Annotated in this window: 10 protein-coding genes and 1 pseudogene; 5 read left to right on the forward strand and 6 right to left on the reverse strand. The window is 71.2% G+C overall.

All coding sequences use genetic code 11. From position 1 onward, the window contains the following. The 3 genes and pseudogenes from F6W97_RS17710 to F6W97_RS17720 form a co-directional block, all read left to right on the forward strand. Positions 1–269: pseudogene (locus F6W97_RS17710) on the forward strand (sugar ABC transporter permease); the annotation flags it as partial. A gap of 95 nt (positions 270–364) precedes the next feature. Continuing rightward, entirely contained in the window at positions 365–1186 is an 822-nt protein-coding gene (locus F6W97_RS17715) for a carbohydrate ABC transporter permease (protein ID WP_155371472.1), read from the forward strand. 32 nt (positions 1187–1218) lie between these two features. Further along, entirely contained in the window at positions 1219–2580 is a 1362-nt protein-coding gene (locus tag F6W97_RS17720) for a GH1 family beta-glucosidase (RefSeq protein WP_155371611.1), read from the forward strand. A 160-nt stretch (positions 2581–2740) separates the two neighbouring features. Here F6W97_RS17720 and F6W97_RS17725 read toward each other — a convergent pair whose 3' ends face one another. The 6 genes from F6W97_RS17725 to F6W97_RS17750 all read right to left on the reverse strand — a co-directional run bounded on the left by F6W97_RS17725 (position 2741) and on the right by F6W97_RS17750 (position 9471). Next, positions 2741–3748: a WD40 repeat domain-containing protein gene (locus F6W97_RS17725; protein ID WP_155371473.1), complete on the reverse strand. Its 1008-nt coding sequence runs from the start codon at positions 3746–3748 to the stop codon at positions 2741–2743. Positions 3749–3920: 172 nt separating this feature from the next. Next, a complete protein-coding gene (locus F6W97_RS17730; protein WP_155371474.1) occupies positions 3921–5669 on the reverse strand; it encodes an MFS transporter in 1749 nt (582 codons plus the stop codon). 79 nt (positions 5670–5748) lie between these two features. Then, positions 5749–6198 carry a MarR family transcriptional regulator gene (locus tag F6W97_RS17735; RefSeq protein WP_230686771.1) on the reverse strand — a complete coding sequence of 150 codons (450 nt, stop codon included), beginning with the start codon at positions 6196–6198 and terminating at the stop codon, positions 5749–5751. 178 nt (positions 6199–6376) lie between these two features. Beyond that, entirely contained in the window at positions 6377–6931 is a 555-nt protein-coding gene (locus F6W97_RS17740) for a hypothetical protein (RefSeq protein ID WP_155371476.1), read from the reverse strand. An 86-nt stretch (positions 6932–7017) separates the two neighbouring features. Next, a complete protein-coding gene (locus tag F6W97_RS40770; RefSeq protein WP_230686772.1) occupies positions 7018–8505 on the reverse strand; it encodes a hypothetical protein in 1488 nt (495 codons plus the stop codon). A gap of 309 nt (positions 8506–8814) precedes the next feature. Next, positions 8815–9471, reverse strand: a complete 657-nt coding sequence (locus tag F6W97_RS17750) for a TetR/AcrR family transcriptional regulator (RefSeq protein WP_196279201.1) — start codon at positions 9469–9471, stop codon at positions 8815–8817. A gap of 134 nt (positions 9472–9605) precedes the next feature. Here F6W97_RS17750 and F6W97_RS17755 point away from each other — a divergent pair, with 134 nt between their 5' ends. Both F6W97_RS17755 and metH read left to right on the forward strand, forming a co-directional pair. Beyond that, entirely contained in the window at positions 9606–10460 is an 855-nt protein-coding gene (locus F6W97_RS17755; RefSeq protein ID WP_155371478.1) for an SDR family oxidoreductase, read from the forward strand. A gap of 520 nt (positions 10461–10980) precedes the next feature. Continuing rightward, positions 10981–14595, forward strand: a complete 3615-nt coding sequence (gene metH, locus F6W97_RS17760) for a methionine synthase (protein WP_230686773.1) — start codon at positions 10981–10983, stop codon at positions 14593–14595. Positions 14596–14839: the final 244 nt, after the last annotated feature.

Genomic DNA, 14839 nt, shown 5'->3' on the forward strand with positions numbered 1-14839 from the left:
CGATCCGCCCGACCATCATCTTCACGGTGATCGTGTCGACGATCGGCGGTATGCAGGTCCTGGCCGAACCGCTGCTGTTCGGCGGAGCGAGTGTCACCGGCGGTTCGGACCGGCAGTTCCAGACGCTTTCCCTCTATCTCTACGAGGTGGCGTTCTCGCGGTTCGACTTCGGTTACGCCTCGACCGCGGCGTGGGCGATGTTCGGCATCATCGTGATCGTCGCGGCGATCAACTACTTCCTGACCAGCCGCCTGCGGAGGTCCTCATGACCACGACGACACCTCTCACCGGCTCTGCGCCTGCTCGCACAGCCGCCGCCGTGGCGGCCGAGCCGCAGGTGCACCGGCGTCGTAGGCGGTCGTTCATGGCTGACCGCCGTCCCGGCAAGCTCACCTACCTCGCGTTGGCCGGGCTCGCGCTGTTCTCCGGGTTCCCGCTGTACTGGTCGCTGGTCGTCGCCTCGCACGACAACGGCATCCTCGGGCAGGTCCCGCCGCCGCTGGGCATCGGCCCGAACCTGTTCGCCAACCTCGAACGCGCCTTCGGGACCGTCGACTTCGCCAAGGCGCTGACCAACTCGTTCGTCGTGTCGATCGCGATCACGATCAGCGTGGTGCTGTTCTCGACCCTGGCCGGGTTCTCGTTCGCGAAGCTGAACTTCAAGGGCCGCAACGCGATGCTGGTCATGCTCATCGCGACCATGATGGTCCCGACGCAGCTGGGCATCATCCCGCTGTACATGCTCATGGCCAAGATCGAGTGGACCGGCACCATGTACGCCGTCGTCGCACCCGGCCTGGTCACCGCGTTCGGCGTGTTCTTCATGACCCAGTTCCTGCGCGAAGCCGTGCCCAGCGAGCTGATCGAGGCCGCTCGCGTCGATGGCTGCCACACGCTGCGGATCTTCTGGCATGTCGTGCTCCCGGCCTCCAAGCCGGCCGCGGCGGTGCTCGGCATGCTCACGTTCATGACGGCCTGGAACGACTTCTTCTGGCCCCTCGTGGTCCTCACCCCCGAGGATCCGACGGTGCAGACCGCGCTGTCGACCCTGGCCAGCGGCTACATCCAGGACTACTCACTGTCGCTGACCGGGACCGCGATCGCCACCGTGCCGCTGCTGGTCGTGTTCGCGCTGCTCGGCAAGTACATCATCGGAGGAATCATGCAGGGTGCGGTGAAGTCGTGACCGCGGTAGCGCCCGACCGGCGGCTGGACGAGCTGTCCGGGCTCAGGTTCCCCGAAGGATTCCGCTGGGGAGCGGCGACCGCGTCGTACCAGATCGAGGGAGCCGCCACCGAGGACGGCCGGACGCCCTCCATCTGGGACACCTACGCGCGTACCCCCGGAAAGGTCTTCCACGGGCACTCCGGTGACGTCGCCTGCGACCACTACCACCGCTACCGCGACGACGTCGCGCTGATGAAGCAGCTCGGCCTGGGCACCTACCGGTTCTCGGTCGCCTGGCCGCGCATCAAACCCGACGGCTCCGGCCCGGTCAACGCCCGCGGCCTGGACTTCTACGACCGCCTCGTCGACGAACTGCTCGACAAGGGCATCGACCCCATGGTCACCCTCTACCACTGGGACCTGCCCCAGGTCCTCGAGGACCGCGGCGGCTGGACCAACCGCGACACCGCGTACTACCTGGCCGACCTGGCCGCCGCGACGATCGGCCGGTTGGGGGACCGGGTGCGGACCTGGACGACGCTCAACGAGCCGTGGTGCTCGGCGTTCCTCGGGTACGGCAGCGGGGATCACGCCCCGGGCCGCCAGGACCCGGCCGCCGCGCTGTCGGCGGTGCACCACCTGCTGCTCGGGCACGGCCTGTCCGTGCAGGCGCTGCGGGCGGGCGGCGCGCGCGAGGTGTCGCTGACGCTGAACCTGGCCTGCGTACGCCCGGTCGACCCGAACGATGCGCACGACCTCGCGGCGGTGCGGCACATCGACGGGCTGCACAACCGGATCTTCCTGGACCCGACGCTGCGCGGCGGCTACCCGCAGGACATGCGGGCGCTGTTCGCCCGGTTCGGGGTCGACGAGCAGGTCCGGGCCGGCGACGAGGACGTCATCGGGTCGCCGATCGACCTGCTGGGGGTCAACTTCTACCAGCCGTCGCGGGTGCGGGCCGGGGTCGGCGTCGACTGCGGGCCGGCCAACCCCGGCAGCGAGGGCTGCGAGTACGTGCAGCAGGACCTGCCGGTCACCGCGATGGGCTGGCCGGTGGACGCGACCGCGCTGTACGAGCTGCTGATGCGGTTGGCCACGGACTATCCCGGCACCCCGCTGATGATCACCGAGAACGGCGCCGCGTACGACGACGTGCTCGACGGGGGCCGGGTGGCCGACACCGACCGGATCGCGTACCTCGACGGGCATCTGCGGGCCGTGCACGCGGCCCTGTCCGAGGGAGCGGACATGCGTGGATATCTTGCATGGTCGCTGTTGGACAATTACGAGTGGGCATACGGTTACGGCAAACGCTTCGGCATCGTGCATGTCGACTACGACACCCAGCGGCGCACTCCGAAGGACAGTGCCCGCTGGTTTGCCGGCGTCATCGGGCGCAACGGGCTCGGTTGATGTCGGTGGGGGCCGGGCGCGTCGCACGTGGAAAGGCGGCGCGCCCGGGTTATCCCACTCCGTGACTCACGCCGGGGAGCCGAGCGGGGCTCCCCGGCGTGTCACGTCCTCAGGCCATGGACCGGGTGCCGTGCGGTCAGCCCGGCGGCATCGGATCCGGTCAGACCGGCCACAGGCGGACTCGGTCCGCGCCGTCGGCCACCGCCACGGTGTGCCCGTCGGGGCTGACGGCGACGCCGGAGACCGCGCCCATCCGGCCGTCCGCGTCACGGATCCAGCCCGGTAGCAGCCCGGCCTGCGCGTGATCGGACAGCCGCCACAACCGCACGGTGCCGTCCCAGCCACCGCTGGCCACGGTCGTGCCGTCCGCGCTGTAGGCCACCGCGTGCACCACCCCGTCGTGCCCGGACAGCACGTACGGCGCGGCCCCGCCGGTCACGTCCCAGATCCGCACCGTGCCGTCGTCCCCGCCGCTGGCCAGCAGTTTGCCGCCGGGGGCGAACGCCAGGTCCTGCACCGGGCCGTCATGTCCGGTCAGCGACGCGGTGACCCGGCCGGTCGCCACCGCCCACAGCCGGATCACGCCGTCCTTGCCCGCTGAGGCCAGGGTGGCGCCGTCCGGGCTGAACACGACCGCGCCCACCCAGTCGGTGTGCCCGGTCAGCACCGCGACGGTCTTGTTCGTCCCGACGTTCCACAGCCGGATCACGCCGTTGTGGCCCGCCCCGGCCATCATCGCGCCGTCGGGGCTGAAAGCCAGGTCCATGGGGATGCGGGCGTGCCCGGTCAGGGTGCCGGCGGGCCGGCCGGTGGTGGTGTCCCACAGCCGTACGCCGCCGTCGACGGGCGTCGCCAGGCGGCTGCCGTCGGGGCTGAACACCAGGTGGGAGATCGGTTCGAAGTCGCGCACCGGCATGGTGGCGAGGGTCGCGCCGGAGGCGGTGTCGAACACGTGCAGCGCCCCGAACCCGCCCACGGCGTACCGGGCCCCGTCCGGGCTGAACGCCACCGTGGTGGCCAGGCCGCCGACAGTCACGCAGCGCACCGGCGCGGCGCAGCTCGGGGCAGGGTCAGGCCCGGCCGTCGGCCAGCCGCACGCCGAGAGGGCGAGCACCAGCAGCACAGCCGCGCTCCGCGCCGCCGGAGGCCCGCTGCGGTACGCCGTCATGCCCCACACGGTAAGCCTGCGGGCCGCTCAGGATAAGCGCCGATCGGCCCACCGCGATCAACCGTCCGTGCGGGACGGGCGGCGACCCGTCGTGCCGCCCTGCCGACCAGCGCGACTTCGTCCGGATCCGACGACCGCGGACGCGGGTCGTTAACAGATCAGTCCGGCAGGGTCACCGGTTCGCGGGCTCGGTGACCGGCACCGGGTTCAGCGGCTGCGCGCCGTACAGCTCGTCGAGCACCTCCTCGGCGTCGGGCTCCCCGGCGGGGGCGCGCCGGCGCGGCCCGGCCAGCGAGGCGACCGCGCCGAGCACGCCCATCACGATGGCCAGCCAGAACACGATGACCAGGCCGTCGTGGAACGGGCCGGAGATCAGGTCCGGGAAGAACTGGCGGTCGGTCAGCGCGGCGGCGTTCGCCGCGGGCAGCGCGCCGAGCACCTGCGGGCCGAGCAGCTCCTGGATCGGGTTGTAGCCCAGGAACGCGGCGAACAGGGTGCCGACCGGCGGCAGCTGCGACACCGTGTGGGCTGCCCCGGCCGGCACGCCCTGGGCGGTGAGCCCGGCGTCCAGCGCCGCCGGCAGCGAGCGGGCGAGCCCGGCCACCATCAGCGAGAAGAAGACGCCAATGGACAGCACCATGCCGGCGTTCTGGAAGGTGGCGCGCATTCCGGAGGCGACACCGCGCAGGTGGGCCGGCACGCTGGACATGATCAGCGAGGTGTTCGGCGCGGAGAACAGCCCGCCGCCGAAACCGTTCAGGAACACCAGGGCGGCGAACACGCCGTAGTGGAAGTCCGTCGGGACCAGCAGCAGCAGGGCGAACGAGACCGACATGAGCAGCAGGCCGCCCGCGGCGAACCGCCGGGGCCCGAACCGGTCCGACAGCGCGCCGGACAGCGGGCCCGCGGCCAGGAAGCCGACGGTCAGCGGCAGCAGGTAGATGCCCGCCCACAGCGGGGTCGCCTCGTAGTCGTAACCGTGCAGCGGCAGCCAGATGCCCTGCAACCAGATGATCAGCATGAACTGCAGGCCGCCCCGGGCGATCGAGCCGAGCAGGCTGGCGACGTTGCCGCCGGTGAACGCCGCGATGCGGAACAGCTGCAGCGGGAACATCGGCTCGGCGACCCGGGTTTCGATGAGGCCGAACAGCGCCAGCAGCAGCACGCCGCCGGTCAGCCCGGCGATGATCCACGGGTTCGTCCAGCCCATCGGGTGGCCGCCGTAGGGCTGGATGCCGTACGTGATCGCGGCCAGCAGCATGGTCAGGCCCGCGGCGAAGGTGACGTTGCCCCACCAGTCGATGCGGCCGGGGCGGCGCTCGCCGTTGTCGCGCAGCGACCGGTACGCCCAGACGGTGCCGACCGCCGCGATGGGCACGTTCACCCAGAAGACGGAGCGCCAGTTCCACTCGGCCAGCAGGCCGCCCAGCACCAGGCCGATGAACGAGCCGGCGATGGCGGCCACCACGTTGATGCCCAGCGCCGTGCCGCGCTGGCGGGCCGGGAACGCGTCGGTGATGATCGCGGCGGAGGTGGCCATCAGCATCGCGCCGCCGACGGCCTGCACCACCCGCCAGCCGATCAGCCACAGCGCGCCGGCCCCGCCGGTGAAGGGGTCCAGGGCGAGGATGACCGAGGTGACCGCGAAGATCGCGAAGCCGAGGTTGTAGATGCGTACCCGGCCGTAGATGTCGCCCAGCCGGCCGAGGGTGACCACCAGGACCGCGGTGACCAGCATGTAACCCATCAGCATCCAGAGCAGGTAGCCGACGTTGCCGGGCTGCAGCGGATTGAGGCCCACCCCGTTGAAGATCGCCGGAAGCGAGATCAGCACGATCGAGGAGTTGATCGTGGCGATCAGCATGCCGAGCGTGGTGTTGGACAGGGCGACCCATTTGTAGCGGGCGTCATGACTGGTCATGAGGAGTGCCTTCGGGTGTCGGAGCTGTGCTTGGCGGGACCGGGCGGCAGCCGTCGCGATCGGGCGGCACGCGCCCTGGTCAGGCGGTGGCGGCGTGGTCGGCGAGCCGGCCGAGCGCGGGCAGGGCCGCCTCGATGGCGGCACGGTCGGCGGGGTCGAGCTGGGCCAGCAGTGCGGCGACGCGTTCGGCGCGTACGTCACGGCGGTGGCGCAGCAGGTCCCGTCCGCCTTGCGTGATCTCCACGAGGACCACCCGGCGGTCGGCGGCGTCGGCGGTCCGGGCGGCCAGCGCGTCGCGCTCCAGCCGGGTGACGATCTGGGTCATCGCAGGCTGGGTGACGCCCTCGCGTACCGCCAGCTCGGTGAGCCGCTGCGGACCCTCGCGCTCGAGGGTGGCGAGGGTTGCGGCAGCGCTGAGGCTGATGCCGGGCGGGCTCAGCCGCCGCAACGCCGCGAACAGCCGCTGCACGGTCAACGCCAGGTCGTGCTGAGCGGTGTCCACGGATACGGAAGCCGGTGTCGTCGCCACACGAACAAACATATCACGAACTTATAGAAGTTACTTATGCACCGCACTCGTTTGTCATCGACGATGGCCTATCTGGATGAAGATGATCGCAAAAAAGTCATCCAGATAGGCCAACGTCTATCGCGGCACCTGGCACCTGGCACCTGGCACTTGGCGCCTAGCGCCTAGCGCCTAGCGCCTAGCGCCTAACGGTGCCGCGGCGGGACCGGAGCACGCCGAAGCCGCCGACCGCGAGTGCCGCGAGTGCCGCGATTGCTCCGATCAACCAGTGGAGCTGTCCCGGGGCAGGTGGGTCCGCCGGTGCCGCGGTGGTTGCCGCGGTCGGTGTGGCGCACGCGATCGTCTGGGGCACCCCGTCGGCGGCGACCTGCAATCGGACGGAGCAGTAGCCCACCCCGGGCGCGGCCACGTCCACGATGACCGTCCAGTCGCCCGCGGCGAGCGCGCCGGGCAGCGGCAGCGTCGCCGGATCGTGGGCGAGCGGGCGCAGCGCGGTGACCGGCACGCTCGCCCCGCCGGCACTGCTAGCCGACATCATCGCCAGACCAGGTTCGGTCACCGGATGCCCGTCGTCCCAGGCCAGCGTGAGCCACACCGTGCCCCGGCCGTCGTGGTGCAGGGTGGGCAGCACGCCCCGGTGCGCGTGCGCCGCGGCGGCGATCCCGAGCACGATCCCGAGCACGATCCCGACCGCGGCCACCGCCGCGACCACCTGCCGCCAACCGACTTCCACGCGCATCCTCCCTGCTCGAACAGCCGAGTGGTAAGGAAGGGCACCCTCCGCACCAATATGGTTTGGAAGGTGCCCTTCCTTCGCTGCTAGCTGGTGACCTTGACTTCGAGCAGGCCTACCGAGCCTTGGCCGCTGTTGAGGACGACGCGCAGGCGGGTGGTGCTGACCGAGGTGAAGGTGACCCGGTTGTACTGGTTGGCCGCCACGGGGTAGCCGGTCGCGCCGGGCACGGCGACGTAGGCGGTGCCGTTCCAGTACTGCAGGCTCCACGACGCGGGCAGGCGTACGCCGCCGTTGTCGTCGAAGAAGTAGACGTCGGCGACGCGGACCGACTGGGCCGCCGTCCAGGTCAGCTGGGCCCACTGCTGGCCGGTGTTGGGCCAGGTGCCCCAGCGGCGGTTGACGGTGTCGTTCGAGGACGGCGGGTCGATGCCGTCGTTGATCGCCAGGACGCTCTCCCACGCGGAGGTGTAGGAGGCGCTCGCCGTCGCCGAGAGGGCGAGGTTCGTCGTCGGGGGCGGCGGGTTGGTGGGACCACCCTTGATCAGGAACAGGTTGTCGGCGACGTTGTAGTTGGTCGCCAGGTAGCTGCCCGCGGGCGGGTTGGTGTGGTAGTAGTCGTCGTGGTTGCAGTCCAGCCGCTGGTCCAGAGCCTGGCTGGGGCAGGAGTAGCGCAGCACCACGTTCGGGCCGTCCTTGTAGCACATGACGTCGTACTCGTCGACGCAGTGGGCTGCGCCGGAGGCGTTGGGGGCGTTGTTGTTCACCGCGCCGAGCGTGTGCCCGAGCTCGTGCGCGGCGACCCCGGCGGTCCAGCAGCCGTTGTCGGCGCGGGCGTACTCCGGCCCGGTGTTGGACCGGTTGGCGTCGCTCTTGCGGGTGTCCCCGGCGAAGCCGCCGATGCCGCAGTAGATGTTGGCGTCGACGAACTGCAGGTACTTGCGGTCGGTGCGGGAGTAACCGGCGGCCTTGACCGCGTTGAGCAGCGGCGCCCAGTCGTTGGCGTTGAGGGCCGAGTCGGCGATCTGCACGTCGCGCACGACGGGGCGGCACGCGCCGCCGACGGTCTCGGTGACGTAGCGGACGTGCCGCTCGCCGCCGGTGGCCTTGGCGCTCTCGTTGAAGATGACGTCGACCTGCTCGGCGAGCTGCCGGAACGTCTCCAGGTACTGGCTGTAGCGGCTGGTGCTGCCGTGCACGTACAGCACCTCGACGCGGCGGCCGGTGGTGCCGTCACCCTCGCACACCGGCAGCGCGAGGGGAGCCGCCGCGGTGGCGGCCCGCGCGGGCAGGGGCGCCACGGATCGGGTGACCGACAGCCCGGCCGGAGCCGGGTCGGGGCCGTGGGTGCACATCGTCGAGCTGATGCCGACGACGCGGTACATGCCGGCGCACGCGCCGGTGCGCTCGGCGGACAGTCCGGAGTAGACCAGACCGGGGGTGGCCTGGGCGGCCGGGATGGCGCCGTCCTGGGCGCCGACCGGCACGGCCGAGGCAGGGGCGCCGGTGCCGAGGGCCAGCAGGGTCACCACGATGACCGGCCATCGGCGGCGGCGGGGGAGGGAGAGGGGCATGTGCCGTCCTTTCGGCGAGGCGCGCCGGGATACGCGCATCGGCGGGAAACGGGGAGCGGGCACGGTGAAACCGTCACCGTGCGTGTGGTTCGCGGCAGGCGGTGAGCTGCCACCGGGCGATCGACCGAAGACGATCTAAAACGCTTTCGGTCCATTCAGGCAGAGGGTCTGATCGATGTCAATGGCATGCATACAGGCAAATTCGGCTATGCCGTATCACCTGCGACCGCAACGCTTTCGGAATGTGCCGAAATCATTTCGAGGTTCGCCGATGCCCGATGGCGTCCCGCGCGAACACGAAGAGTGAGTTCAGTCCGTCGGCTCGCCGGTGAAGCGCCGCCCGCGCTCGCGCATCGCGTCCATCACCCGGTCCACGCCGGGGCTCGGCGGCGCGGGCGTGCGGCCGGAGGTGCGCAGACCGTCGAGGGTGTACGCGAGCTGCCGCCGCCAAGCCGTCGGCGCCGCCTCGGCGGTGCGCTCGATGAGCCCGGCGTTCGCCATCAGGATCAGCACCACGTCCTCGTGCCGGAAGTCCGCGCGCAGCTCGCCTGCCGCCTGCGCGCGCTCGATCAGCCGTTGCAGCCCCTGGTACGCGCGCTCGTGCAGCGCGTCGAGCCCTGGCACCCCGGCCACCGCCGCGGTGAGCAGGTCGGACGTCGCCCGGCACCGCGACTGCACACCGCACAGGTAGACCAGGTGGTCGTGGAAGCCGGTCCAGGCGTCCGGGTGTCCGGCGGCGCGCTCGGCGGCGGTGACGATCTCGGCGAGCGTGTCGGCGTACACCGCCGCGATCAGGTCGCGCCGGACGGGGAAGTGCCGGTAGAGCGTGGCGTTGCCCAGCCCGGCCCGGCGCGCGATCTCATCGAGCGGCGCGTCCAGCCCGCGCTCGCTGAACACTGCCAGGGCCGCGTCGATCAACCGGCGGCGGTTGCGTTCGGCGTCGGCGCGCAGGGCGGTGGGGGCCATGTCGTCCAGCATAGCGAAGTGGGGAGACATCCCCGGTTGTGCTACGGTCGGCAAACCGGGGAGTCATCCCCGTTTCTGAGGAGATTTCGCGGCCGGAGCCTCGTGCCCGACCGCCGACACGTGTGGGAGAAGCCATGTCGATAGTGATCAGCGGGGCTACGGGGCAGCTCGGACGGCTCGTCGTCGCCGCGCTGCTGGACCGGGGCGTCCCCGCCGAGCAGGTCGTGGCCGGGGCGCGTGACGAGACCCGGCTCGCCGACCTCGCCGCGCAGGGCGTACGGGTGGTGCGGTTCGACTACGACGACCCGGCGAGCCTGTCCGCCGCGCTCACCGAGGGGGACACGCTGCTGCTGGTCTCCGGCAGCGAGATCGGCCGCCGGGTTGCCCAGCACCAGGCCGTGATCGCGGCCGCGCAGAACGCCGGGGTGGCCCGACTGGCGTACACCAGCGCGCTGCGCGCGGGCGAGACCGCGCTCGCGGTGGCGCCCGACCACGTCGCGACCGAGCAGGCGGTACGCGCCTCGGGGCTGCCGTTCACCCTGCTGCGCGACGGCTGGTACACCGAGAACTACGCGACCGCGCTGGTCCAGGCCCGCGCCACCGGCGTGGTGCTGTCCAGCGCCGGCGACGGCCGGGTCGCCAGCGCCACCCGCGCCGACTACGCCGCCGCCATCGCCGCGGCGCTCACCGGCACGGGCCACGAGAACGCGGTCTACGAGCTGTCCGGCGACCACGCCTGGGACTTCGACGAGCTGGCGGCCGCGTTCGCCACGGTGCTCGGCCGCGACGTGGTCTACCGGCGCGTCTCGCCCGAGGAGCACCTGAACCTGCTCGTCGAGGCGGGCCTGGACGCGGGCACCGCGGGCTTCCTGGTCGCGCTGGACGGCAACATCCGCGACGGCGCGCTCGCGCTGACCTCCGGCGACCTGTCCCGCCTGGCCGGCCGCCCGACCACCCCGCTCGTCGACGCCCTGCGCCCCCTGACCTGATCCACCATCCGCCCCCCGCTCCCCGGCGGATGGCCATGATGATCGGCGTTTCGTGTCGAAAAGTGCAGTCGGACCAGATTTTCTGACACGAAACAGCGATCTTGCCCCGCACCGGACCGCCGGAACTACGGCCCCGTAACCGGACCGCCGGAACTACGCACGCCTCCGTCGGCGTTATGCGCCACGGAGGCATGCGTTCGGCGCTGCGCGGTGCGCGCGTTCACGCGGCGATCCGTCCGCATCGCGGGACGGCGCTCAAGATCATCGGACTTGCCTGGCAGGTGGGCGAAAGGCGGATCAAGATACGCCCAGGTGCCAGGCAAGTCGGACGATCGAGGCCGAACGGCGGCCGCCGTCCCGCAGACCGGGACACGGGCGGTGCCCGTGATCGCGATCGCGGGGGGCGGACGGTAAACTTCGTGTTCAGGTCGAGAGGCGCTGCAACGGGCACAGCCCGCCACGCTCGGCTGGACACACCGTTGCAAGGGCGCCTCCGAGAGTTCTTTCGGAGGTGTTCGCGTTGAGCCGGTCTTCTTCCCCCGCCACCCGCGTGCAGGAGCTTCGTGCGCTGCTCGACGAGCGGATCGTGGTGCTCGACGGCGCGTGGGGCACCATGCTGCAGAACGCCCGCCTGACCCCCGAGGACTTCCGCGGCGACCGCTTCGGCGACCACCCGCACGACCTCACCGGCAACCCGGACGTGCTCATCCTGACCCGGCCCGACCTGATCCTCGACGTGCACCGGCGCTACCTCGCCGCGGGCGCGGACATCACCTCCACGAACACCTTCACCGCGACCGGCATCGCCCAGTCCGACTACGGCCTGCAGTCGTACGCGCGGGAGATGAACCTGCGCGGTGCGCAGCTGGCCCGGCAGGCCGCCGACGAGTTCGGCGGGCGCTTCGTGGCAGGCTCGGTCGGCCCGCTCAACGTCACCCTGTCGCTGTCCCCCCGCGTCGACGACCCGTCCTACCGGACGGTCACCTACGACCAGGTCTTCGAGACGTACGCCGAGCAGATCTCCGCGCTGGCCGAGGGCGGCGTCGACATCCTGCTCATCGAGACGATCTTCGACACCCTCAACGCCAAGGCGGCCATCGCCGCCGCCCGGGCTGTCGCGCCCGAGCTGCCGCTGTGGATCTCGGTGACCATCGTCGACCTGTCCGGCCGCACCCTGTCCGGGCAGACCGTCGAGGCGTTCTGGCGCTCCATCGAGCGCGCCGAGCCGCTGGTCGTCGGCGTGAACTGCTCGCTGGGCGCGACCGAGATGCGCCCGCACGTGGAGGAGCTGTCCCGGCTCGCCGGGGTCTACAACGCCAGCCACCCCAACGCGGGCCTGCCGAACGCGTTCGGCGGCTACGACCAGACGCCGGAGGAGACCGGCGCGCTGCTGGGCGAGTTCGCGACGGCGGGCCTGGTCAACATCGCGGGCGGCTGCTGCGGCACCACGCCCGAGCACATCGCGCAGGTCGCCGCCGCCGTCAAGGGGCTGCCGCCGCGTGCGGTGCCGCAGGTGCCGAAGGCCACCCGGTTCAGCGGCCTGGAGCCGTTCGCGATCGGCCCGGACACCGGCTTCGTCATGATCGGCGAGCGCACCAACGTGACCGGCTCGGCGAAGTTCCGCCGCCTCATCGAGGCCGACGACCACCAGGGCGCGGTCGCCGTGGCGCTGGACCAGGTGCGCGGCGGGGCCAACCTGCTCGACGTGAACATGGACGCCGACCTGCTCGACAGCGAGCTGGCGATGACCACGTTCCTCAACCTGATCGCGACCGAGCCCGAGGTGGCCCGCATCCCGATCATGGTGGACAGCTCCAAGTGGTCGGTGCTCGAAGCCGGTCTCAAGTGCGTGCAGGGCAAGGGCGTGGTCAACTCGATCAGCCTCAAGGAGGGCGAGGAGGTCTTCCTCGACCAGGCCCGGCGCATCCAGGGCTACGGCGCGGGCGTGGTGGTGATGGCCTTCGACGAGCAGGGCCAGGCCGACACCGTCGAGCGCAAAGTCAGCATCTGCGGGCGGGCGTACGACCTGCTCACGCAGCAGGCCGGGTTCGCCGCCGAGGACATCGTGTTCGACCCGAACGTGCTGGCCGTGGCGACCGGCATCGCCGAGCACAACGGCTACGCCAAGGCGTTCATCGACGCGCTGCCGCTGATCAAGGCACGCTGCCCGGGGGCGCGCACCAGCGGCGGCATCTCCAACCTGTCGTTCTCGTTCCGCGGCAACGACGTGGTGCGCGAGGCCATGCACTCGGCGTTCCTGCTGCACGCCGTCCGCGCCGGGCTCGACATGGGCATCGTCAACGCCGGACAGCTCGCCGTGTACGAGGACATCCCCACCGAGCTGCGCGACCTCGTCGAGGACGTGCTGTTCGACCGGCGTCCCGACGCCACCGACCGGCTCGTCACGTACGCGGGCACGGTCAGCGGCGAGGGGACCAAGCGGGTCGCCGACCTGACCTGGCGCGAGGCCCCGGTGGCGCAGCGGCTGTCGCACGCGCTGGTGCACGGCATCGTGGACTTCATCGAGGAGGACACCGAGCAGGCCCGGCAGCAGGCGGCGCGGCCGCTCGAAGTCATCGAGGGCCCGCTGATGGACGGCATGAAGGTCGTCGGCGACCTGTTCGGCGCGGGCAAGATGTTCCTGCCCCAGGTGGTCAAGAGCGCCCGGGTGATGAAGCGCGCGGTGGCCTACCTGGAGCCGTACATGGAGGCCGAGAAGGAGCTGGCCCGCCGCGAGGGCAGGGCCGAGACCACCCGTGGCCAGGGCAAGGTCGTGCTCGCCACGGTGAAGGGCGACGTGCACGACATCGGCAAGAACATCGTCGGCGTCGTGCTGGGCTGCAACAACTACGAGGTCGTCGACCTCGGCGTGATGGTGCCCGCGGCGAAGATCCTGGACACCGCGATCGCCGAGGGCGCGGACGTGATCGGCCTGTCCGGGCTGATCACCCCGTCGCTGGACGAGATGGTCTCGGTCGCCCAGGAGATGCAGCGCCGCGGGCTGAAGCTGCCGCTGCTGATCGGCGGGGCCACCACGTCGCGCCAGCACACGGCGGTGCGCATCGCCCCGGCGTACGAGTCGGCGACCGTGCACGTGCTCGACGCCTCCCGCGTCGTCGGTGTGGTGTCGCAGCTGCAGGACCCGGCGCGGGCCGAGGAACTGGCCGAGAGCAACCGCGTCGAGCAGGCGCGGCTGCGTGACGAGCACGCGAACAAGACCCGGCAGCCGCTGCTGACCCTGGACCAGGCGCGGGCCAACGCCGAGCGGCCCGACTTCGCCGAGCTGCCCGTGCCCGCCTTCACCGGCCTGCGCGAGGTCACGCCCGACCTGGCCGAGCTGCGCAAGATGATCGACTGGCAGTTCCTGTTCCTGGCCTGGGAACTGAAGGGCAAGTACCCGGCGATCCTGGAGCGTCCGCAGGCACGCGAGCTGTTCGACGATGCCAACACGATGCTCGACCAGATCATCGCCGACGGTTCGCTGCGCGCCCACGGGGTGTACGGCTTCTGGCCCGCCCACGCCGAAGGCGACGACATCGTCGTCGAGGGCGAGGCCCGCATGCCGATGCTGCGCCAGCAGACGGTCAAGCCGGCCGGGCGGCCCAACCGCTGCCTGTCCGACTACCTGGCCCCGGCCGGCGACCACATCGGCGGGTTCGCCGTCGCCATCCACGGCGCCGACGAGCTGGCCGCGCGCTACGAGGCCGAGCACGACGACTACAAGGCCATCATGGTCAAGGCGCTGGCCGACCGGCTCGCCGAGGCGTTCGCCGAGCACCTGCACCTGCAGGCGCGGCGCGACTGGTTCGAGCCCGACGCCGACCCGGCCATCGAGGACCTGCACGCCGAGCGCTTCCGCGGCATCCGCCCCGCGTTCGGCTACCCGGCCACCCCCGACCACACCCTCAAGCAGGAGCTGTTCGACCTGCTCGGCGCGGAGAAGATCGGCATGGGCCTGACCGAGTCGTACGCGATGACCCCCGCCGCCGCCGTCAGCGGCCTGCTGCTGGCCCACCCGGACTCGCGCTACTTCACCGTCGGCCGCATCGGCCGCGACCAGCTCGAGGACTACGCCGTCCGCCGCGGCGCCGACCTCGCCGACGTCGAACGCTGGCTCCGCCCCAACCTCGGCTGACCGCCCCCGCGCCGCCGCTCGCGCCGCAAGATCGTCCGACTTGCCTGGCACCTGGGCGTATCGAGGTTCAAGATACGCACGAGTGCCAGGCAAGTCGAGCGATCAAGGCCGACGGCGGTAAGGACTCATCGCGCCACGAGCATAATCAGGCATGTATGTCGATCGCGCTATCGGTAGTGCGGTCGACATTGCCGACTGTGCAGCCATTCTGATCCCGGATGTGCCGCCGCCATACTCCTTACAG

The organism is Catellatospora vulcania, from assembly GCF_009720385.1.
In the GTDB taxonomy this organism is placed as follows: domain Bacteria; phylum Actinomycetota; class Actinomycetes; order Mycobacteriales; family Micromonosporaceae; genus Catellatospora; species Catellatospora vulcania.

Bases quoted from the DNA above. Each gene is read 5' to 3' on its own strand.
- F6W97_RS17725 (WP_155371473.1), bottom strand. From the start codon at position 3,748: ATGACGGCGTACCGCAGCGGGCCTCCGGCGGCGCGGAGCGCGGCTGTG.
- F6W97_RS17715 (WP_155371472.1), top strand. From the start codon at position 365: ATGGCTGACCGCCGTCCCGGCAAGCTCACCTACCTCGCGTTGGCCGGG.
- F6W97_RS40770 (WP_230686772.1), bottom strand. From the start codon at position 8,505: ATGCCCCTCTCCCTCCCCCGCCGCCGCCGATGGCCGGTCATCGTGGTG.
- F6W97_RS17750 (WP_196279201.1), bottom strand. From the start codon at position 9,471: ATGGCCCCCACCGCCCTGCGCGCCGACGCCGAACGCAACCGCCGCCGG.
- F6W97_RS17730 (WP_155371474.1), bottom strand. From the start codon at position 5,669: ATGACCAGTCATGACGCCCGCTACAAATGGGTCGCCCTGTCCAACACC.
- F6W97_RS17755 (WP_155371478.1), top strand. From the start codon at position 9,606: ATGTCGATAGTGATCAGCGGGGCTACGGGGCAGCTCGGACGGCTCGTC.